The organism is Janthinobacterium sp. NKUCC08_JDC, from assembly GCF_019345575.1.
Taxonomy (GTDB): domain Bacteria; phylum Pseudomonadota; class Gammaproteobacteria; order Burkholderiales; family Burkholderiaceae_D; genus Janthinobacterium; species Janthinobacterium aestuarii.
The window spans coordinates 582,795-602,751 of record NZ_JAHKQW010000002.1 but is presented as its reverse complement, the minus strand read 5'-3'; the positions used below and the strand labels follow the sequence as shown (position 1 = coordinate 602,751).

The window sequence follows — 19,957 nt, the reverse complement described above, 5'->3', positions numbered from 1 at the left end:
GTTTAAACGATCCCCTTCCTGCGTTCCCACACGGCGCTGCCGACGAAAATGGCGGCGCATACCCACATCACGGCCGGCAGGGCGTTCACGCCCACCGATTGCATCAGGACGCCCGTCAGCAGGGGGCCGCCGCCACTTGTCACGCCCCAGGTGGCGTTGACGATGGCGCTGGCGCTGGTCAGCGACAGGCCCGTAAACCGTTCGCCGCAGGCCACCAGCGCCAGCATGTAGATGCCGCCCGCCGCCGCGCCCAGCAACAGCAGCAAGGTCCACCACAGCCACGGCGTGCCGACGGCAAACGGCAGCAGCGGCAGCAGCAGGCAGACGGCCACGCCGCAGCCCGCGTGGACTTTGGCGCGGCCGTAGCGGTCGGCCATCCATCCCAGCGCGAATTGCAGGCCCGTGTCGCCCACCAGCACCACGGTGGCCGACAGCAGGGCCAGGTCCGTGCCGATGCCGTGCTCCATCGCGTACAGCGGCAGCAGGCTCAATGCCAGCGTATCGAACAGGGCGAAGAAGGCGGCGCCCAGCACGATCATCGGCATGCGTGGCAGGATCAGGGTCCACTTCACGCCATGTTCTTCCGGCTCTCTTTCCGGGCCGCTGTTCGAGATCAGCATCAGTCCCGGCACGGCCAGCAAAAACAGCAGGCCGCAGGCGGCGAAGCTCCACGAAATCTTGTCGTTGAACAGCGCCACGAGGGCGGGTCCGATCAGCTGGAAAAACGTAAAACTGGTGGTGTACATGGCCACTACGCGGCCCCGCGAATTGTCGGGCGCCAGCCGGTTCACCCAAGCTTCGCCGATGGTAAACAACACGCCCATGGCGCCGCCGAACAGGAAGCGCAGCACGCTCCACGCCAGCAGATGGTCGGTACACTGCATGGCGATCGTCGCCAGCGAGGCCACCCACACGGCGCCCAGCATGGTGGCGCGCGCGCCGAAACGTCCCACCCAGCGCGAAACGAATGGCGAGGCGGCCAGGATGCCGAGGGCGCTGACGGCCGTGATCATGCCGATGATGTCCGTGCCCACGCCGCGCTGGTGCAGGGTCAAGGCGGTGAGCGGCATGGTGGCGCCCAGGCCTAGGCCGACCACGCCGATGCTGACGACGAGGGCGAAGAAGTCGCGCCACGGCATGTGCTTCATGGCCGCCCCCTTGGGGTGGAAAAGGTGTTCGGGAAGGCTGGAATACGGTGTGGATGCATGGGAAAGTGAGGGACTTTGCCTGCGGCGCTGGTGTTTGGCGCCGGACGGGCATATGATGATTTTACTAAGTGCAATATTGCAAAGCCGTAGTGTAGGCGATGTGTGCCATCGATGGCCATGCCCATCGGTGTGGCCGCTGCCTGCGGCTCTGCTGTACAGTGAAGCGAGCGGCAGCGCTGTCATGGCGTTGTCATTGGATCGTCACGCCAGCGAGGTAGCTCTATGCGCCGTCCCATCGTTCTCGTTCCCGCCTGCCAGCGCCAGCTTGGCAGCCACGCCTGGCACATGGCGCAGGACAAATACCTGCACGCCGTGCTGCACGGCGCCGGCAGCATGCCGCTGCTGCTGCCCGCCCTGGGCGCGGACGCGGACCTGGAAGCGGCGCTGCACATCGCCGACGGCGTCATGCTGACCGGCTCCGCTTCGAACGTCGATGCGCGCCTGTATGGCGAAGACATCCTGCATCCCGACCTGCCGCAAGACTCCGCGCGCGACGCCACCACCTTGCCCCTGATCCGCGTCGCGCTGGCGCGCCAGCTGCCCTTGCTCGCCATTTGCCGCGGCTTCCAGGAAGTCAATGTGGCCCTGGGCGGCAGCCTGCACCAGGCCGTGCATGCGGTGCCGGGCATGCAGGACCACCGCGAGAACGTGCTCGATCCTTTGGAGCGCCAGTACGGGCCCGCGCACCGCATCAAGCTGATGCCCGACGGCCTGCTGTCGCGCCTCTTGGGCGGCGAGAGCGAGATGATGGTCAATTCCCTGCATGGCCAGGGCATCGCCCGGCTGGCCGATGGCTTGCTGGTGGAAGCGCTGGCCGACGACGGCCTGGTGGAGGCGTATAGCGTGGCCAGCGCCGCCGGCTTTGCCCTGGCCGTGCAATGGCACCCCGAGTGGCAGGTGGAAGACAACCCGCAGTCCATGCGCCTGTTTGGCGCCTTCGGCCAGGCATGCCGCGATTACCAGGAACAGCAGCACCGAAAGAAAGAATGACCGGCGCGCCGCACGCGTAGCACGCGGCGTTTGATCAAGACCAGCGAGAGGGAAACATGGCAATACGCGAAAATTTCACTTATACGGACATGGATTTGTGGCTCAATGAAAAGCGCGTCACGGAAATTGAATGCCTGGTCCCCGACTTGACGGGCGTGGCGCGGGGGAAGATCCTGCCGCGCGGGAAATTCACCCAGGAGCGCGGCATGCGCATCCCGGAAGCGGTACTGGGCATGACGGTGACGGGCAATTACCCGGTCGACGATGGCGGCTACGACCGCGCCATTTCCAGCACCGACCGCGACATGATTTTGAAGGCCGATCCCACCACCATCACCATGGTGCCGTGGGCCACGGACCCCACCGCGCAAGTCATCCACGACTGCTATTTTTCCGACGGCGCGCTGGTCGATTTCGCCCCAAGATCCGTGTTGCGGCGCGTGCTGAAACTGTATGCGGACAAGGGCTGGAAACCTGTCGTGGCGCCCGAGCTGGAGTTCTACCTGACGGCGAAGAACATGGACCCGGACTTGCCCCTGAAACCGCCCATCGGGCGCAGCGGCCGGGCCGAGACGAGCCGCCAGGTGTACAGCATCGACGCCGTCAACGAGTTCGATCCCCTGTTCGAGGATATCTACGATTACTGCGAATTGATGAACCTTGACGTCGACACCCTGATCCACGAAATCGGCGCGGGGCAGATGGAAATCAACTTCCTGCACGGCGACCCGCTGGGCCTGGCCGACAAGGTCTTCTTCTTCAAGCGCACCCTGCGCGAAGCGGCCTTGAAACACGATATGTACGCCACCTTCATGGCCAAGCCCATGGCGGGCGAGCCGGGGTCCGCCATGCACGTGCATCAGAGCGTCGTCGATGCGAAGACGGGCCTGAATATCTTCAGCAATGAGGACGGCTCGGCCGCGCCCATCTTCAAGCATTACATCGCGGGCTTGCAGCGCTACATGCCGTCGGCCATGGCCATCGTCGCGCCCTACGTGAATTCCTACCGCCGCATCGTGCGCCACACGGCCGCGCCGATCAACATCCAGTGGGGCCTGGACAACCGCACGGTGGGCTTCCGCGTGCCCGAATCGGGCGTGCAGGACCGCCGCGTGGAAAACCGCATCATCGGCGCCGATGCGAATCCCTACCTGGCCCTGGCCGTCACTTTGGCCTGCGGCTACCTGGGCATGACGGAGCAGCTGGAAGCGACGCCGATGATGGTGGGCAGCGCCTACGACATGAAGTTCGAATTGCCGCAAGGCTTGCCCGAGGCCCTGCAACTGCTGCGCGCGGAAGACAAGCTGCGCACGGTACTGGGCGAGCGCTTCATCGACGTGTATGCGGCCATCAAGGACCTCGAGCACCAGGAGTTCATGACCGTCATCAGCCCGTGGGAGCGCGAACATCTTCTGCTCCACGTTTAAGAAAGGATCTCAATGAGCACATCCAATAATCCGCTGGCGCCAAGCGCCGCCCTGGTTGCCTCCGTGGCGCAGAAAAACGCGGCGCCGCAGGTGTACGACACGGCCGCCATCCAGCAGATGGACTCGGCCCACTACCTGCATCCGTTCACCGATTTCCAGGACCTGGCGTCGAAAGGCGCGCGTGTGATGGTGCGCGGCGACGGCGTCTACCTGTGGGATAGCCAGGGCAAGAAGATCGTCGACGGCATGTCGGGCCTGTGGTGCGTGAACGTGGGCTACGGCCGCACGTCGATCTCGCAAGCCGTGTACAAACAGATGGAAACGCTGCCGTTCTATAACAGCTTCTTTGGCACGACGAACGTGCCGGCCGCGCAGCTGGCGGCCAAGCTGGCGCAGATATCGCCGCCGCAGTTCCAGCACGTGTTCTTCACCAGTTCCGGTTCCGAAGGCAACGACACGAATTTGCGCATGGTGCGCCGCTACTGGGACATCCTCGGCCACAAGGAACGCCACACCATCATCAGCCGCCACAACGCGTATCACGGCAGCACGGTGGCGGGAGCGTCCCTGGGCGGCATGGACGGCATGCATGCGCAGGGCGGCATGCCGATCCCGGGCATCGCGCATATCGGCCAGCCCAATTACCTGGAGTCGGGCCACGGCTTGACACCGGAAGCCTTCGGCCTGAAGGCGGCCGGCTGGCTGGAAGACAAAATCCTGGAAATCGGCGCCGACAAGGTGGCCGCCTTTATCGGCGAACCGGTGCAGGGCGCGGGCGGCGTCATCATCCCGCCATCGACCTACTGGCCCGAAATCCAGCGCATCTGCGACAAGTACGGCATCTTGCTGATCGCCGATGAAGTCATCTGCGGCTTCGGCCGCCTGGGGCGCTGGTTCGGCTCCGAACTGTTCGGCATCAAGCCCGACCTGATCACGTTCGCCAAGGGCGTCACCTCGGGCTATGTGCCGCTGGGCGGCGTGCTGGTGGGAGACCGTGTCGCCAAGGTGCTGATCGAGCAGGGTGGCGAATTCACCCACGGCTTTACGTATTCGGGCCACCCCGTCGCCTGCGCGGCGGCGCTGGAAAACATCCGCATCATCGAGGAAGAGCAGCTGGTGGCGAAGGTGGCCGAGGATACGGGACCGTACCTGCAGCAGTGCTTCGCCAGCCTGGGCGAACACCCGCTGGTCGGCTATGCGGACAGCTGCGGCCTGGTCGCGGGCCTGAACCTGGTGCGCAAGAAGGGCGCCACCGTGCACGAGAACGAGCTGTTCGACGAGGGCCAGGGCGTGGGCATGATCTGCCGCGGCCACATGTTCGACAACGGCGTCATCATGCGCGCCGTGGGCGAACGCATGATCGTCGCCCCGCCGCTGGTCATGACGCGCGCGCAGATCGATGAAATGGTGGGCTTGATACGGCTGTGCCTGGACAAGACGTATGCGGATGTACAGGCGAAGGGGTGGGTTTAGCTATCGTCGAACCCAAACGCAAGGGCCGGGGTCGTACCCTGAGGGTACGACCCCAGTCTCTGCTGTTGGGTTTTTATCGACATCTGTACAATTTTTAGACCCGATAAGCGGCAGTTCCGCTAAACTTCCATCCTGGCCGCTCTTTGTAGCGGCCAGTTTTTCATTTTGACACCCTCTTACCCAGAAGCTACCCACACATGACGATAGCAACACCAGCCGCGTCGGCCAGCGACGCCCCAGCGCCTTTCTTGCTGATTGATCAACTAGTCAAGGAATTCGATGGCGTGCGCGCCGTCAATGATATTTCCGTGACGATCAACAAGGGCGAGATTTTCGCTCTGCTTGGCAGTTCGGGTTGCGGCAAGTCGACCCTGCTGCGCATGCTGGCCGGTTTCGAGACGCCGACGTCGGGGCGCATCGCCCTGGCGGGCAACAGCATCGTCGATGTGCCGCCGCACCAGCGCCCCATCAACATGATGTTCCAGTCGTACGCGCTGTTCCCGCATTTGTCCGTGTGGGACAACATCGCCTTCGGCCTGCGCCGCGATGGCTTGCCGAAAGCGGAAGTGGCGGCGCGCGTCGAGCAGATGCTGGCACTGGTGCAGCTGGGCCAATACGCGAAGCGCAAGCCGCACCAGTTGTCGGGCGGGCAGCAGCAGCGCGTGGCGCTGGCGCGCAGCCTGGCCAAGCGGCCGCAATTGCTGCTGCTCGACGAGCCGCTGGGCGCACTGGATAAAAAACTGCGCGAGCGCACGCAAATGGAACTGGTCAACATCATCGAACAGGTGGGCGTGACCTGCGTGATGGTCACGCACGACCAGGACGAGGCCATGAGCATGGCCACGCGCATCGCCGTCATGAGCGAAGGGCGCATCTTGCAGGTGGGCGCACCGGGCGAAATCTATGAAACGCCGAACTGCCGTTTCGTGGCCGACTTCATCGGCAGCGTCAACCTGTTCGACGGCCGCATCACGCAGGACGAACCCGATCACGTGGTCATCGCCACGCCCGATGGCGAGCATTATGTTTCGCACGGCATCACGGGCAACCTGGGCATGGATGTTTCGGTGGCCGTGCGCCCCGAAAAAATCGGCATCCAGATCGCGCCACCCGCTTTGGAGGAGCGCGCGTCACCAAAGGAACACGGCTACAACTGCGCCCAGGGCGTGATCGTCGCCATGGCGTATTTTGGCAACGAAACCAGCTACCACGTGCGCCTCGACAGCGGCACCGTGGTGAAAGTGTCGCGCACCAACGCGGCCCGCCACGACGCCGTGCGCCTCGAGCGCGAACAGCGCGTGTGGGTGTGGTGGGATGGCGCCGACATCGTCGTGCTGACCAGCTGAGGCCATTATGACATCCCTCCTGCAATCGCTGCGTAGCCTGGTCACCCTGCGTTGGGTCACCGGGCGCAACGCCGTCATCGCCGTGCCGTCGCTGTTCCTGGCGGCCGCCTTCCTCGTGCCCTTCCTGATCGTGCTGCGTATCAGCCTGTCCGACATGGACACGGCGGGCAGCCCGTTCGGCGGCTTGCTGTCTTACGTTGACGGCATCGTCGTGCTGAAGGTGAAAATTGCCAACTACCTGTTCATCGCCGCCGATGAACTGTATCTGCTCACCTACCTCAGTTCCATCAAGTACGCGGCGATTACCACGGCCATTTGCCTCTTCATCGGCTACCCGTTCGCCTACTTCATGGCGCGCGCCAAACCGTCGATCCGACCCGTGCTGATGATGCTGGTGATGCTGCCGTTCTGGACCTCGTTCCTGCTGCGCGTGTATGCGTGGAAGGGCATCCTGGCCAACCACGGCTTGCTCAATGACCTGCTGATCGCGCTGGGCGTGGTGAGCGAACCGCTGCACATGATGAATACCTCGTTCTCGCTGGTCGTCGGCATGGTGTACGCCTACCTGCCTTTCATGATCCTGCCCCTGTACGCCAACCTCGTGAAAATGGACATGCGCTACCTGGAAGCGGCGGCCGACCTGGGCGCCACGCCCTTGCAGGCGTTCTGGCGCATCACCGTGCCCCTGTCGAAGTCGGGCATCATCGCCGGCGCCATGCTGGTGTTCATTCCGTCCGTGGGCGAATACGTGATTCCCGAGCTGCTGGGCGGCCCGGAAACCCTGATGATCGGCCGCGTGCTGTGGGATGAATATTTCACCAATAACGACTGGGCCATGGCGTCGTCGGTGACGGTGCTGGTGGTCTTGCTGATCCTCGTGCCGATGGCGATTTTTAACAAATACAAGACGGAGCAGGACGCGGAGGAGCGCACATGAACGGACGTACTTTCCTGCAGCGCTGGTTCGGCCGTGGCTGGCTCTCGCTCGGCTACCTGTTCCTCTACCTGCCCATCATCGTGCTGATCGTCTTTTCGTTCAACAGCTCGCGCCAGGACATGGTGTGGAGCGGTTTTTCGCTGCGCTGGTACAGCGAGTTGATGAGCGATACGGAGATCATCTCGGGCTTCGGTTTGTCACTGAAGATCGCCTTCATGTCGGCCACATCATCCGTCATCCTCGGCACGTTTGCCGCCTTTGCCTTGACGAGCTACCAGCGCTTCCGTGGCCGTACCTTGTTCTCGTCCATGGTCAGCGCGCCCTTGGTGATGCCGGAAGTGATCATCGGCCTCTCTCTGCTGCTGATGCTCGTGTCCATGCAAAAGGTCTTCGGTTTTCCCGAACGGGGCGTGCTGACCATCTGGCTCGGCCACACCCTGCTGGGCATGGCGTATGCGGCCGTGGTGGTGCAATCGCGCCTGCAAGAAATGAGCAAGTCGTTGGCCGAAGCGGCCATGGACCTGGGCTGCCGCGCGCACCAGGTGTTCTTCCTCGTGACCCTGCCGAACATCACGCAAGCGCTGGCGTCCGCCTGGCTGCTGACGTTTACCTTGTCGCTCGACGACGTGGTGCTCTCGGCTTTTCTGTCCGGCCCCGGTTCGACGACGATGCCGCTGGTGATCTTCTCGCGCGCGCGCCTGGGGCTCGATCCGCGCGTGAACGCCATCGCTGCGCTGACCATCCTCGTCGTGACGCTCGCCGTGATCGCGTACGCCGTGATGCTGGCGCGCGCCGACCGCAGACGCCGCAAGCAACTGTCCGCAGCGTATTTGGAAGACTAAGTAGGTCGTGGGAAATTATTGTGAAGTTATGACGAACAGAACCGGATGCTCTGCAAGGCGCCCGCTGCGACGCAGTGCGAGCACTGCTAGCAGCGGGCAACGCCGCAGAGCGCCGGGTATGGAAGTCAGAAATAACAATAATTTATTACGCCCTACTTAGGAGTAAGCTGGCGTTTTCACCTTGCAGGAGACGACCATGACGGAAAACACCAGCTGGCATGCGCGGGCCGCAGCGCTCACGATCGATGGCCGCGCCTTCATCAACGGCGAGCGCACCTGGGCCACATCCGGCCAGACTTTCGACAATCTGTCGCCCATCGACGGGCGCTTGCTGGGGCAGGTGGCCCGCTGCGATGGTGCGGATGTGGATGCGGCCGTGCAGGCCGCCCGCGCCGCCTTTGAGGACCGCCGCTGGGCAGGAAAATCGCCGGCGCAGCGCAAGCGCGTGCTGATCAAGTTCGCCGACCTGGTGCAGAAATACGGTTCCGAGCTGGCCCTGCTGGAAACCCTGGACATGGGCAAACCGATCAAGTACAGCCAGAGCGTGGACGTGGGCGCCACAGCCAACTGCCTGCGCTGGTATGGCGAGGCGATCGATAAAGTCTACGATGAAATCGCACCGACCCCCGCCAACAGCCTGGCCTTGATCACGCGCGAACCGGTGGGCGTCGTCGCCGCCATCGTGCCGTGGAACTATCCGATGATCATGGCCGCCTGGAAGATCGCTCCCGCCCTCGCGGCCGGCAACAGCGTGATATTGAAACCGTCCGAAAAATCGCCGCTGACGGCGCTGCGCCTGGCCGACATCGCGCTGGAAGCGGGCGTGCCGGCGGGCGTCTTCAACGTGTTGCCAGGTTACGGCAACGAGGCCGGCGCCGCGCTGGCGCTGCACATGGACGTCGATTGCATCGGCTTTACGGGTTCCACGCGCACGGGGAAATTGATCGTGCAGATGGCAGGCCAGTCGAACCTGAAACGGGCGTGGACGGAACTGGGCGGCAAGTCCGCCAACATTGTCTGCGCCGATTGCCCGGACCTGGACAAGGCCGTAGCGGCCGCCGTCGGTTCCATCTTCTTCAACCAGGGCGAAAGCTGCAATGCGCCCTCGCGCCTGTTCGTGGAAGAATCGATCAGGGAAGAATTTATCGCCAAGGCGCTGGCCATGCTGCCCCGCTTCCAGCCCGGTGACCCGCTCGACGAAGCCACCGTCATGGGCGCGATTGTCGACGCCACGCAGATGAAGACCGTGATGGGCTACATCGCTTCCGGCAAGCAGGAGGGTGCGCAGTTGCTGGGCGGCGGCGAGGCCGTGCGCGCGGAGACGGGCGGCTACTACGTGCAGCCGACCATCTTCGGCGTGGACGCCGGCATGACGATCGCACGCGAAGAGATCTTCGGCCCTGTCCTTTCCGTGCTGGGCTTTACGGATATCGCCGAAGCCATCAAACAGGCCAATGCCACGCCGTACGGCTTGCAGGCGGCCGTGTGGACGTCCGACATCACCAAGGCCATCCAGACGGCGCGCGCCCTGCGTGCGGGCACCGTGCACGTCAACCAGTACGACGGCGACGACATCACCGTGCCGTTCGGCGGCTACAAACAGTCGGGCAACGGGCGTGATAAGTCATTGCACGCGCTGGACAAGTACACGGAATTGAAGACGACTTGGATACAGGTGGGATAATTTTTAAAATAGAACTTAAAAGGACTAATTTATGGTGTTAATGGCTTAAAATAGTCCTTTTAGGAGCCATTAAATTTTTTATGGCGATGTATTTTTTAAAATTTGGATCGTATAAGTGCTAATTTAAGGATAAACTGAACACAATTAGCTACTATAAGATCCAATTGGAGCCGTCATGCACTGCCATTTTCAAATTTTTCATGATGATGCGTGGCACGATTGCGCATCGCTGACTTTGCTTGATCCTGCAGGCGGCAATCCACGCACCGGTACCCTGTTCGAGTATGACCTCGATTATGCCTTCTTCAAGCTTGAGAGTGGACCTGTCTCGCTGCGGTTCCCCGTCACGGCAGAAATGCAGAAGCTGGCGCAATGGCCAGCTTTTATCTTTGACCTGATTCCCCAGGGAAGCGGCCGGACATATCTGCTTGGGCAGCTTCAACTGGCCGATGGTCCGGCTGCCGATTTTCCGCTTGCGTGTGCCGGTGCATTCAATCCAGTCGGGCGCGTGCGCATCGCCGAGGCCGTGCAGTACTACGCACACCATATGAATCGCCACGACAAGGGCAAGCCGCAGACCGGCTTTTCACTGGAGGAGATTATAGGTCGCGGCGATGCCTTCAATGAGCGCATGCTGATGCATAGCATGCTGGCCGCCGGCAGTCTGGGGGTACAAGGAGCGGCACCGAAATATCTGCTGACTACCGACCATGCTGGCCTCTGGCATGCCGATGGCGCTCTGGCGGACAAGTATGCGGCTGCACATTTCATCGTCAAGCGTCCGCGCGGAAAGACCGCCAGCGACGCCAAGGTATTGAGAAATGAAGCCGCATACATGACTGTGGCGCGCGCGGTGGGCTTGCGCACCGAAGGCCAACTGCGCTACCAGGACGATACCTTGTTCATTCCCCGTTTTGACCGCCGCATCCGCGATGGAAAAGTGCTGCGACTGCATCAGGAAAGCGCCGCTTCGCTGGCAGGTATCGTTGGCTTTGAAGCCACGCCCAGCCAGTTTGTATTATTGCAGGCGCTGCGCGCCGTCGTCAGCGACAAGACTGCGGAAACCATTGAATTTCTCAAACGCGATATCTTGAACCTGGCCATGCGCAATACCGATAATCACGCACGCAATACGGCGGTACAGCAAGTGGGTGCCGAGGTGCGCCTCACGCCGCTGTTCGATTTTGCACCGATGTATCTGGACCCGGATGGCATACCACGCGCGGCGCGCTGGTATCACCCGGATACTCAAAATGAGCTGCATGACTGGACGACGATACTGGCTACGATCGGCATGACGGACGTCGAGCGCCAGCAGGTTCGCCTCGCGCTATATGGATTTGCCCAGCAACTGGCTGCGCTGGAACAGCATATGCAGGAGGCAGGCGTGGATGATGACATCATTGCTTTCCTTCGGCCACATATCGCCGGGCAGCTCGAACAGCTCAAGGCCTTGGGAGAGCACTGACATGGCGCGTACCAAAAAGACCGTTGACAAGGAGGAGCTGCGGCAGCGCAGGGCGGTGCTTTACGAAGCCATTGAAGCAGGCGCCGTCACGCTACAGCACGCCGTTAAGGAAATGCGCGCCATCTCGCGCATGACGCAGGCAGAGTTTGCGACGCACCGGGGCGTGAGCACGAAGGTCATCAAGGAAATCGAGAGCGGCAAGGGCAATCCAACCATCCAGACGCTGAACCGCATAGGACAGTTCTTTGGGCTGGAGGTGGCGTTTGTACGGACAGAAACGCTGCGCGAAAAAAAAATCGCCCCGGCAAGTACCGGGGCGATATCGCCTCAATAGGCTAAGTAATCCTCAGGAAATTATTGTGAAATTATGACGAACATAGCCGGATGCTATGCAAGGCGTCCGCCGCGACGCAGTGCGAGCACTGCGAGCGGTGGGCAACGCCGCAGAGTGCCGGTTATGGAAGTCAGAAATCACAATAATTTATGGGGGTTACTTGGATCAGAAGCAGTGTTCCAGCGCCGGGAAGCTGCCATCCTTGACGGCTTTCACATAGCCGGTGACGGCGTCGTCGATGCTGGCGGCGCCTTCCATGAAGTTGCGCACGAAGCGCGCTTTGCGGCCTGGGAAGACGCCCAGCATGTCGTGCATGACGAGCACCTGGCCCGAGCAGTCGGGGCCTGCGCCGATGCCGATCGTCGGTATCGTCAGCATGTCCGTCACTTCCTTGCCCAGCTGCGTCGGCATCGCTTCCATCAGCACGATGGCGGCGCCCGCGTTTTGCAGCGCCAGCGCATCGTTCTTCAGTTCGGCCGCGCTTTCCGTGCTCTTGCCCTGTACTTTATAGCCGCCCAGCTGGTGCACGGATTGCGGCGTCAGGCCGATGTGGGCGCAGATGGGGATGCCGCGCTCGGTGAGGAAACGCACGGTCTCGGCCAGCCAGGCGCCGCCTTCGATCTTGATCATGTGCGCGCCAGCCTGCATCAGGATGACGGCGTTCGCATAGGCTGTTTCAGGCGTGCCGTACGCGCCGAACGGCAGGTCGGACATGATCATGGCCGACTTGCTGCCGCGTGCGACGGACGCCGTGTGGTAGGCCAGTTCGGCCACGGTGACGGGCAGGGTGGAATTGTGGCCATTGCAGACCATGCCGAGCGAATCGCCGATCAGCAGAATCTCCACGCCGCAGCGGTCCATCAGCGACGCGAAGCTGGCGTCATAGCAGGTCAGCATGGTGATCTTTTCGCCGGCGGCGCGCAGCGTGGCCAGGGTATGGATGGTCACGGCCTTGTTGGCGACAGGCTTGGCTGGCGCCGGCGCCGGTGTGGCGGCCTTGTCTTTGGCTGCCAGATCTGTTCCTTGCAAATAAGCGGACATAGGTATTCTCTAGAGTGAAAGGGGGTGATGCGATTGCGACGCCGCTAGTGTAGTACTTTATGCGGCGTGCTGCAGGGGCGGCATTGTAGTGTATGTCTGGCGCCGTGGCTCAGAGCTGGCTGATGGCCTGGTCGGCGACGCTTGCCAGGAAGGCTTGCGCCGGCCCGCGTCCGGGCACGACGATGGCGGGCGTCAGGGCCAGCAGCGGCACCAGCACGAAGGCGCGCTCGGTGATGCGTGGATGGGGCACCGTCAGGGTGGCGCTGGCGATCTGTTCATCGCCGTACAGCAGCAAGTCCAGGTCCAGGGTGCGCGGGGCGTTGCGGTATGGCCGCTCGCGCCCGTGCGCCGCCTCGATGGCGTGCAGCGCCAGCAGCAGTTCTTCAGCCGGCAAGGTGGTTGTGATGCGCGCCACGGCGTTGATGTAGTCGTCACCGCTCGAATCGATGGGCGCCGTGCGGTAGCTGGCGGAGGCGTCGACCAGCGATGCACCGGGCAGGCGCGCCAGGCGCGCGATCGCATCCTGCACGTTGGCGCGTGCGTCGCCCAGGTTGGCTCCGATGCCGATGTAGGCGGTGACCGTCATTATTCGCCGCTGGTGCTGCCGGTGGTCGAACCTCCGCCCGTGCTGGTCTTGCTGCGCGTGCTGCGGCGTGGCGGGCGCTTCTTCTTGACGGCCCCCGGTGCGGCATTGGCGCTGACAAGCAGCGCTTCGCGCGTTTCCTCGTCGCCTTCATAAAAGGCTGTCCACCATTCGCCGATGTCCATGTCGATCTCGCCCGAGGCGCAGCGCAGCAACAGGAAGTCGTAGCCGGCGCGGAAGCGCAGGTGCTCGAGCAGTTTGTACGGCGCCTTGCCGACGCGGCGCTCGAAGCGCGGCTGCATCGACCAGATGTCGCGCATGTCGGAACCGATCTTGCGCTGCAAGGCCAGTTTTTCCGTTTGCGAGTCGAGCACGTCGTCGGCCGCCAGGTGCAGCGCTGGAATCGTCGATTCGCCTGCGGCGCGGTAGGCCGTCCATTTTTCCAGCACCTGGTGCCACAGCAGCGAGGCAAACAAAAAGCCTGGCGAGACGGTCTTGCCGGCGGCGATGCGCTGGTCCGTGGCGTCCAGCGCCAGCGTGACGAATTTCGCGCCCAGCGGCTGTTCCAGCACCACGTCGAGCAGCGGCAGCAGGCCGTGATGCAAGCCTTCCTTGCGCAGCTGCTGCAGGCAAGCCAGCGCGTGGCCGCTCATCAGGAGTTTGAGCATTTCGTCAAACACGCGCGGCGCGGGCACGTTGTTGATCAGCGGCGCCATGACGGGAATCGGCGCGGCCGTATGCGGCTCGATGGTGAATTTCAGCTTGGCGGCGAAGCGCACGACGCGCAGCATGCGCACGGGATCTTCGCGGTAGCGTTCTTCCGGCTTGCCGATCATGCGCAAGGTCTTGGCGCGGATGTCTTCCACGCCGCCGTGGTAGTCGAGTACTTCCTGCGTGGCCGGGTTGTAATACATGGCGTTGATCGTGAAGTCGCGGCGCAGCGCGTCTTCGTGCTGCAAGCCGAAGGTGTTGTCGCGCAGGACGCGGCCATGTTCATCCTTGGGCGCGGAGTCGGCGCCGGCGCCGCGGAAGGTCGTCACTTCCAGCAAATCCTGGCCAAACATCACGTGCACGATCTGGAAGCGCTTGCCGATGATGAAGGCGCGGCGGAACAAACGCTTGACCTGTTCCGGCGTGGCGTTGGTGGCGATGTCGAAGTCTTTCGGTTTCACGCCCAGCAGCAGGTCGCGCACGGCGCCGCCGACGACGAAGGCCTCGAAGCCTGCTTCCTGCAGGCTGCTGGTGACGCGGATGGCATTCGACGACACCAGTTTCGGGTCGATTCCGTGTTGCGCAGGACCGAGCACGATGGGGGCCGTGGTGTCGCGCGCTGCCTCTTTTTTAACGCCGAGGATCTTGCGGATGAATTTTTTAATCATTGAATAAGTGGAGTGATGGCCAGCCGTGGAGGGATGCGTGTGCGCTCAAAGCGGTATTGGGGTTGGTCGCGACAGGGTGGGTCACGACCGACAGCAGGGGAATGTCGTTGTGCGAATCGCTGTAAAAATAGCTGCGCTCGAACTGCCCCAGTTCCTTGCCCATCTTTTCCAGCCAGGCGTGGGTGTGGGTCAGCTTGCCCGCGCCCAGGGTCGGCGTGCCGACCAGCTTGCCCGTGACGTTGCCTGCGTCGTCATATTCGGGCATGGCGGCCAGCAGGTGCTCGACGCCCAGCGCATCGGCGATGGGTTTGGTGATGAAATGGTTGGTCGCCGTGACGATGGCCAGCAGGTCGCCCGCATCCTGGTGCTGTTTCAGCAGGGCCACGACTTCCGGGCGGATGACCGGCATGACCACTTCCGCCATGAATTGGCGGTGCAGCGCTTCCAGGCGTTCGCGCGGGAATTGCGCCAGGGTGCCGAGCGAAAATTCCAGGTATTCCACCGGATCGAGCGTGCCGGCCTGGTATTGCGCGAAAAATTCGTCGTTGCGGCGGGTGAATTCGGCGGCGTCCACGGCACCGATGCGTACCAGGAATTCGCCCCACTCGTGATCCGAGTCGATGGGCAGCAGGGTGTGGTCGAGGTCAAACAGGGCCAGATTCATCATTCTTTCGCTTCCGCCTGCAGCAACTCGCGCAACAATGGCAAGGTGATCGGGCGTTGGGTTTCAAGGGAGTAGAGGTCGAGAGAGTCCAGCATCGTCGACAGCGAACGCATGTCGCGCCGGAAATGGGACAGCAGATAGGGTAACACGCCGGGCGACAAGGTCAAGCCGCGGGTGGTGGCCGCCTGGGTCAGGGCGGCGATTTTTTCATCGTCGGTCAAGCCGTGGATCTGGTAGATCAGGCCCCAGCCCATGCGCGTGCGCAAGTCTTCGCGCACGGGCAGCACGGCGGGCGGCACGGCGCCGCTGCAGACCATGAACGCCTTGTTGGCGCGGATTTCATTGAACAGGGCAAAAGCGTCGATCTGCGCCAGCGGCGACAGCTTTTCGCAGTCGTCGAGCAGGTACAGGTCGACGTCAGGCGAATACACGAATTCGGACTCGATCGAGAATGGCGAAATGTAGCGCGCGCGCTCGGTGCTGGCCAGGGCCTTGAGCAGGTGGCTCTTGCCGGCGGCCAGTTCGCCCCACAGGTAGGCAAAATGTTCGCGCGAAGTGCGCGCAGCGAACTGGCGCATCAGCTGCGCCACTTCGGCATTCTGTCCCACCTCGAAGGTATCGAGGCTGTGCGCCTGGTCTGTGCCTAAATCGAGCACCAGTTGTTTCATGGCGTACGCCTTGTCCTGTTTTTCATTACTGCATGTGCATCGTGGTATTGCTAGGTTGATATGATATCCGCTTTTACTAGGTATTATAGAAGCTGCTGGAGAGGTAGTGGCGTCTTAGATGCTTAAAAGCGACCATCAGGACGGCAGAAGCGGGTAAAGCAAGCAAAACGCCGACGAAACCGAACAATTGTCCGAAAGCCAGCAAGGCAAAGATCACGGCCAGCGGATTTAAACCGATGCGCTCGCCCACCAGGCGCGGCGTGAGGAAAAAGCCTTCGATGACCTGGCCGCAGCCGTAGATGACGGCCACGGCGATGAGGCCGCTCCAGTCGGAAAATTGCAGCAGGGCGGCGATCAGCGCCAGCATCAGGCCCAGTCCGAAGCCCAGGTAGGGGATAAACACCAGCAAGCCCGTGATGATGCCTACAGGCAATGCCACTTCAAAACCGGCGATGGCCAGCGCCACCGAGTAATACGTGGCCAGCACCAGCATGACGAGCAACTGGCCGCGCAGGTATTGCGCCAGCAGGGTGTCGACTTCCTGCGCCATGCCCACCGTGCGGCCGACCCAGCGGCGCGGCACGGCGCCGGCGATGCGCGCCAGCATCGGATGCCAGTCCAGCAACAGGTAGAACAGCACCACGGGAATCAGCACCACGGTGGCCAGCCAGCCCAGCACGGCAGTGCCGCCGATGCGGGCCGAGGCGAGCACCGTGCTCCAGATTTCATCGCCGCTGGTGGCCATCTGCTGGCTCAGCATGCGCTTGATGCCCGTGCCGTCCAGGCGCACGCGGATGCCGAGGTCGCGCAGTTTCGGCGCCAGGAACTCGTTCGCCTTGCTGAGGAATTGCGGGATTTGCGCCTGCAGCAAGGGAATTTCCTTCTGCAACACGGGCACGACGATCAGCACCAGCGCCGTAATGGCGAGGAAAAACAACACTACGACGACCAGCACGGCCAGCGGACGGGGCACGTAAAAGCGCTTGTAATGGAGGCGCTGCAAGCGGTCCACGCCAGGATTGAGCACGTAGGCGAGGATGGCGGCGGCCAGGAAGGGCGTCAGGATGGGGCCGAGGCTGACGAGCAGCAGCAAAAATGCCAGCCAGACCGCGATCCAAAATGCTGTTTGCTTCTGTTCGGCGGTGATGGCGAATGGCATGTAGTTTGTACTGTTGCGTTAAAAAAAGGCAGTTAATTACGAAATGGCGGGGCAGTTTGATAAAATAGCGTCTTGATCGACCGAATTCACCCGCTGGCGCCCTGCCGCACGATGTTGAAAAACATGCTTGCGCGCGCGTGCCGGCGGGTATCCGCCTTCTATTTTACCGCCTCCGCTGCCACCACACCATGAACCAGACTTCTAATGTTTCCCTTTCCTACCGTGACGCTGGCGTCGATATCGACGCAGGCGACGCTTTAGTCGAAGCAATCAAGCCGTTTGCCAAGCGCACCCTGCGCGAAGGCGTGATGGGCGGCCTGGGCGGTTTTGGCGCCATGTTTGAAATCAGCAAGAAGTACAAGGAACCGGTGCTGGTCTCGGGCACCGACGGCGTCGGCACCAAATTGCGCCTGGCATTCGAACTGAACCGCCATGACACGGTCGGCATTGACCTGGTCGCCATGAGCGTCAACGACATCCTGGTGCAAGGCGCCGAGCCGCTGTTCTTCCTCGACTACTTCGCTTGCGGCAAGCTGGACGTGGCCATTGCCACCGACGTCATCAAGGGCATCGCCCAAGGTTGCGAACAAGCCGGTTGCGCGCTGATCGGCGGCGAAACGGCGGAAATGCCGAGCATGTACCCGGCCGGCGAATACGACCTGGCAGGTTTTGCCGTCGGCGCCGTGGAAAAATCGAAAATCATCGACGGCACCAAGATCGCTCCGGGCGACGTGGTGCTGGGCCTGGCCTCGTCGGGCGTGCACTCGAACGGTTACTCGCTGGTGCGCAAGATCATCGAAGTGGCGAAACCTGACCTGGAAGGCGACTTCCACGGCCGTAAACTGGCCGACGTGCTGATGCAGCCGACGCGCATCTACGTCAAGCCGCTGCTGGCGCTGATGGATGCCATGGAAGTCAAGGGCATGGTGCACATCACCGGTGGCGGCCTGGTGGAAAACATCCCGCGCGTGCTGCAGCCTGGCCTGGTGGCCGAACTGGATTCGAAATCGTGGACCATGCCACCGCTGTTCACGTGGCTGCAACAGCACGGCGGCGTGGCTGACGCCGAAATGCACCGCGTCTTCAACTGCGGCATCGGCATGACCGTCATCGTCTCGCAAGAGAACGCGGACGCCGCCATCGCCCAGCTGCAAGCGGCCGGCGAAACCGTGTCGCGCATCGGCACGATCCGCGCCCGCGTGGGCGACGAGCATCAGACGATCGTCATCTAAGTTGTAGCTTGAATGGAAAAGGCAGGCACTCGCGAGAGGCCTGCCTTTTTTTACGCCTGGATGTCTACCGCGCGTGCGCCGTCTTCATGCGGCCATCCGGCTGCGAGCCTCCTTTTCCGATCATGGCCACGCTGACGGCGGAGACGAGGGAGGCGAACAGGATGTAGCCGACGATGTGCCATGGCTCGCCATTGCCCGTTTTCAGCAGGTAGGTGGCGATGATGGGCGTCAGGCCGCTGGCGAAGATGCCGGAGAACTGGTAGACGAAGGAGATGCCCGTGTAGCGTACCTTGGCGTCGAACAGGTCGCAGAACAGGGCCGCTTCCGGGCCGTACACGGCTGAATACAGCACGCCCAGCGGGATGATCACGGAACACCACAGCAGCAGCGGATTGTCGGCATGGTTGAGCATGATCCAGAAGGCCGGAATCGACGACACGCCCGTGATCAATGAACCCCAGAAAAACACCTTGCTGCGGCCGATGCGGTCCGACAGCCTGCCGAAGAACGGAATGCAGAAGCACATCACGACGGCCGATGCCATCACGCCCATCAGCGCTTCCGTGCGGTCTATCTTGATGGTGTTGGTCAGGTAGGTGATGGAAAACACGCCGAAGATATTGAAGAACACGCCGTCGATATAGCGCGCGCCCATGCCCTTCAAGACATTGCCCGGATAGCGTTTCAGCAGGTCGAAGAATGGAATCTGCGTCTCCGCGTTCTTCTCCTTGACGGCCTGGAACTCGGGCGTTTCCATCACGTTCAAACGTATCCACATGCCGATGAAGACGAGGGCCGCCGACAGGATGAAGGCGACGCGCCAGCCCCAGGACAGGAATTGCGTATCCGTCAGCGTATACGACAGGATCGCCACCACGCCCGAAGCGAGGCACAGACCGATGGCCAGGCCGATCTGCGGCAGGCTGGCATAGAAGCCGCGATCTTTGGGTGGCGCATATTCATACGCCATCAGCACGGCGCCGCCCCATTCGCCCCCGAGGCCGATACCTTGCAGCACGCGCAGGAACAGCAGCAGGCCAGGCGCCCAGTAACCGATGTGGTCATACGTCGGTAGCACGCCGATCAGGAAGGTGGATATGCCCATGATCATCAGGGTCATCACCAGCATGCTCTTGCGGCCGATCTTGTCGCCGAAGTGGCCGAAGATCACGCCGCCGATGGGGCGCGACAGAAAACCTACCGCAAAGGTGCCGTAGGCCAGCATGGTCGAGACGAGCGGATCGCCGCCCGGGAAATACAGCTTGCTGAACACGATGCCGGCCACGACGCCGTATAAAAAGAAGTCATACCATTCGATGGTGGCGCCGATCACGCTGGCCATCACGACTTTCCGTAGCTCTTTGGCCTTTTTCGGATTGCTCGTATTGTTATCCATAATATCTAGTCTCCTATCGATATCGATTATGTGTTTTTTTCTGATGCCTGGCTGATTGCCAAGTCATTGAGGGGCGGGCCGCTCTGCCCGCCGCTGGCATCCTCCTTTGGGAACGGAATGGGGGCG

General features: G+C 62.1%; 18 protein-coding genes. 10 read left to right on the top strand and 8 right to left on the bottom strand.

What is annotated here, in order from left to right:
* Positions 1 to 2 precede the first annotated feature (2 nt).
* Positions 3 to 1,148, bottom strand: a complete 1,146-nt coding sequence (locus tag KO538_RS08725) for an MFS transporter (RefSeq protein ID WP_034746015.1) — start codon at positions 1,146 to 1,148, stop codon at positions 3 to 5.
* Between the two features lie 282 nt (positions 1,149 to 1,430).
* Between KO538_RS08725 and KO538_RS08720 the strand changes: the two genes are divergently transcribed.
* From KO538_RS08720 to KO538_RS08680, 9 genes are all read left to right on the top strand, one after another.
* A complete protein-coding gene (locus KO538_RS08720) occupies positions 1,431 to 2,198 on the top strand; it encodes a gamma-glutamyl-gamma-aminobutyrate hydrolase family protein (protein WP_034746016.1) in 768 nt (255 codons plus the stop codon).
* A 56-nt stretch (positions 2,199 to 2,254) separates the two neighbouring features.
* Positions 2,255 to 3,625, top strand: a complete 1,371-nt coding sequence (locus tag KO538_RS08715; RefSeq protein WP_034746018.1) for a glutamine synthetase family protein — start codon at positions 2,255 to 2,257, stop codon at positions 3,623 to 3,625.
* Between the two features lie 12 nt (positions 3,626 to 3,637).
* On the top strand, positions 3,638 to 5,098 hold the full coding sequence (locus tag KO538_RS08710; protein WP_219328046.1) for an aspartate aminotransferase family protein: 1,461 nt from the start codon (positions 3,638 to 3,640) through the stop codon (positions 5,096 to 5,098).
* Between the two features lie 197 nt (positions 5,099 to 5,295).
* Positions 5,296 to 6,444, top strand: a complete 1,149-nt coding sequence (locus KO538_RS08705) for an ABC transporter ATP-binding protein (RefSeq protein WP_219328045.1) — start codon at positions 5,296 to 5,298, stop codon at positions 6,442 to 6,444.
* Positions 6,445 to 6,451: 7 nt separating this feature from the next.
* The gene (locus KO538_RS08700) at positions 6,452 to 7,381 is read left to right on the top strand and encodes an ABC transporter permease subunit (RefSeq protein ID WP_070301043.1); all 930 of its coding nucleotides are present in this window, start codon (positions 6,452 to 6,454) and stop codon (positions 7,379 to 7,381) included.
* Entirely contained in the window at positions 7,378 to 8,223 is an 846-nt protein-coding gene (locus KO538_RS08695) for an ABC transporter permease (RefSeq protein WP_034746027.1), read from the top strand. The genes KO538_RS08700 and KO538_RS08695 overlap by 4 nt, the downstream gene beginning before the upstream one ends.
* Positions 8,224 to 8,419: 196 nt before the next feature.
* Complete coding sequence (locus tag KO538_RS08690) at positions 8,420 to 9,907, top strand: aldehyde dehydrogenase (RefSeq protein WP_219328044.1); 1,488 nt, start codon at positions 8,420 to 8,422, stop codon at positions 9,905 to 9,907.
* A gap of 175 nt (positions 9,908 to 10,082) precedes the next feature.
* On the top strand, positions 10,083 to 11,375 hold the full coding sequence (locus tag KO538_RS08685; RefSeq protein WP_257620231.1) for a type II toxin-antitoxin system HipA family toxin: 1,293 nt from the start codon (positions 10,083 to 10,085) through the stop codon (positions 11,373 to 11,375).
* 1 nt (position 11,376) lies between these two features.
* Positions 11,377 to 11,709, top strand: coding sequence for a helix-turn-helix transcriptional regulator (locus KO538_RS08680; protein WP_034746036.1), 333 nt, complete (start codon positions 11,377 to 11,379; stop codon positions 11,707 to 11,709).
* Positions 11,710 to 11,874: 165 nt separating this feature from the next.
* Here the strand turns inward: KO538_RS08680 and panB are convergent, their stop codons facing one another.
* From panB to KO538_RS08650, 6 genes are all read right to left on the bottom strand, one after another.
* Positions 11,875 to 12,750, bottom strand: a complete 876-nt coding sequence (gene panB / locus KO538_RS08675) for a 3-methyl-2-oxobutanoate hydroxymethyltransferase (RefSeq protein WP_181878004.1) — start codon at positions 12,748 to 12,750, stop codon at positions 11,875 to 11,877.
* A 109-nt stretch (positions 12,751 to 12,859) separates the two neighbouring features.
* A complete protein-coding gene (gene folK, locus KO538_RS08670) occupies positions 12,860 to 13,336 on the bottom strand; it encodes a 2-amino-4-hydroxy-6-hydroxymethyldihydropteridine diphosphokinase (RefSeq protein WP_219328043.1) in 477 nt (158 codons plus the stop codon).
* Complete coding sequence (gene pcnB, locus KO538_RS08665) at positions 13,336 to 14,712, bottom strand: polynucleotide adenylyltransferase PcnB (protein WP_034746042.1); 1,377 nt, start codon at positions 14,710 to 14,712, stop codon at positions 13,336 to 13,338. The genes folK and pcnB overlap by 1 nt, the downstream gene beginning before the upstream one ends.
* Positions 14,705 to 15,376 carry an HAD family phosphatase gene (locus KO538_RS08660; RefSeq protein WP_034747702.1) on the bottom strand — a complete coding sequence of 224 codons (672 nt, stop codon included), beginning with the start codon at positions 15,374 to 15,376 and terminating at the stop codon, positions 14,705 to 14,707. The genes pcnB and KO538_RS08660 overlap by 8 nt, the downstream gene beginning before the upstream one ends.
* On the bottom strand, positions 15,376 to 16,044 hold the full coding sequence (gene hda / locus KO538_RS08655) for a DnaA regulatory inactivator Hda (RefSeq protein ID WP_058048421.1): 669 nt from the start codon (positions 16,042 to 16,044) through the stop codon (positions 15,376 to 15,378). Before hda ends, KO538_RS08660 begins: the two co-directional genes overlap by 1 nt.
* Positions 16,045 to 16,120: 76 nt before the next feature.
* Positions 16,121 to 17,203: an AI-2E family transporter gene (locus tag KO538_RS08650; RefSeq protein WP_219328042.1), complete on the bottom strand. Its 1,083-nt coding sequence runs from the start codon at positions 17,201 to 17,203 to the stop codon at positions 16,121 to 16,123.
* A 188-nt stretch (positions 17,204 to 17,391) separates the two neighbouring features.
* Here KO538_RS08650 and purM point away from each other — a divergent pair, with 188 nt between their 5' ends.
* Positions 17,392 to 18,435 carry a phosphoribosylformylglycinamidine cyclo-ligase gene (gene purM / locus KO538_RS08645; RefSeq protein WP_077408694.1) on the top strand — a complete coding sequence of 348 codons (1,044 nt, stop codon included), beginning with the start codon at positions 17,392 to 17,394 and terminating at the stop codon, positions 18,433 to 18,435.
* A gap of 64 nt (positions 18,436 to 18,499) precedes the next feature.
* Here the strand turns inward: purM and KO538_RS08640 are convergent, their stop codons facing one another.
* Positions 18,500 to 19,831: an MFS transporter gene (locus tag KO538_RS08640; RefSeq protein WP_219328041.1), complete on the bottom strand. Its 1,332-nt coding sequence runs from the start codon at positions 19,829 to 19,831 to the stop codon at positions 18,500 to 18,502.
* Positions 19,832 to 19,957: the final 126 nt, after the last annotated feature.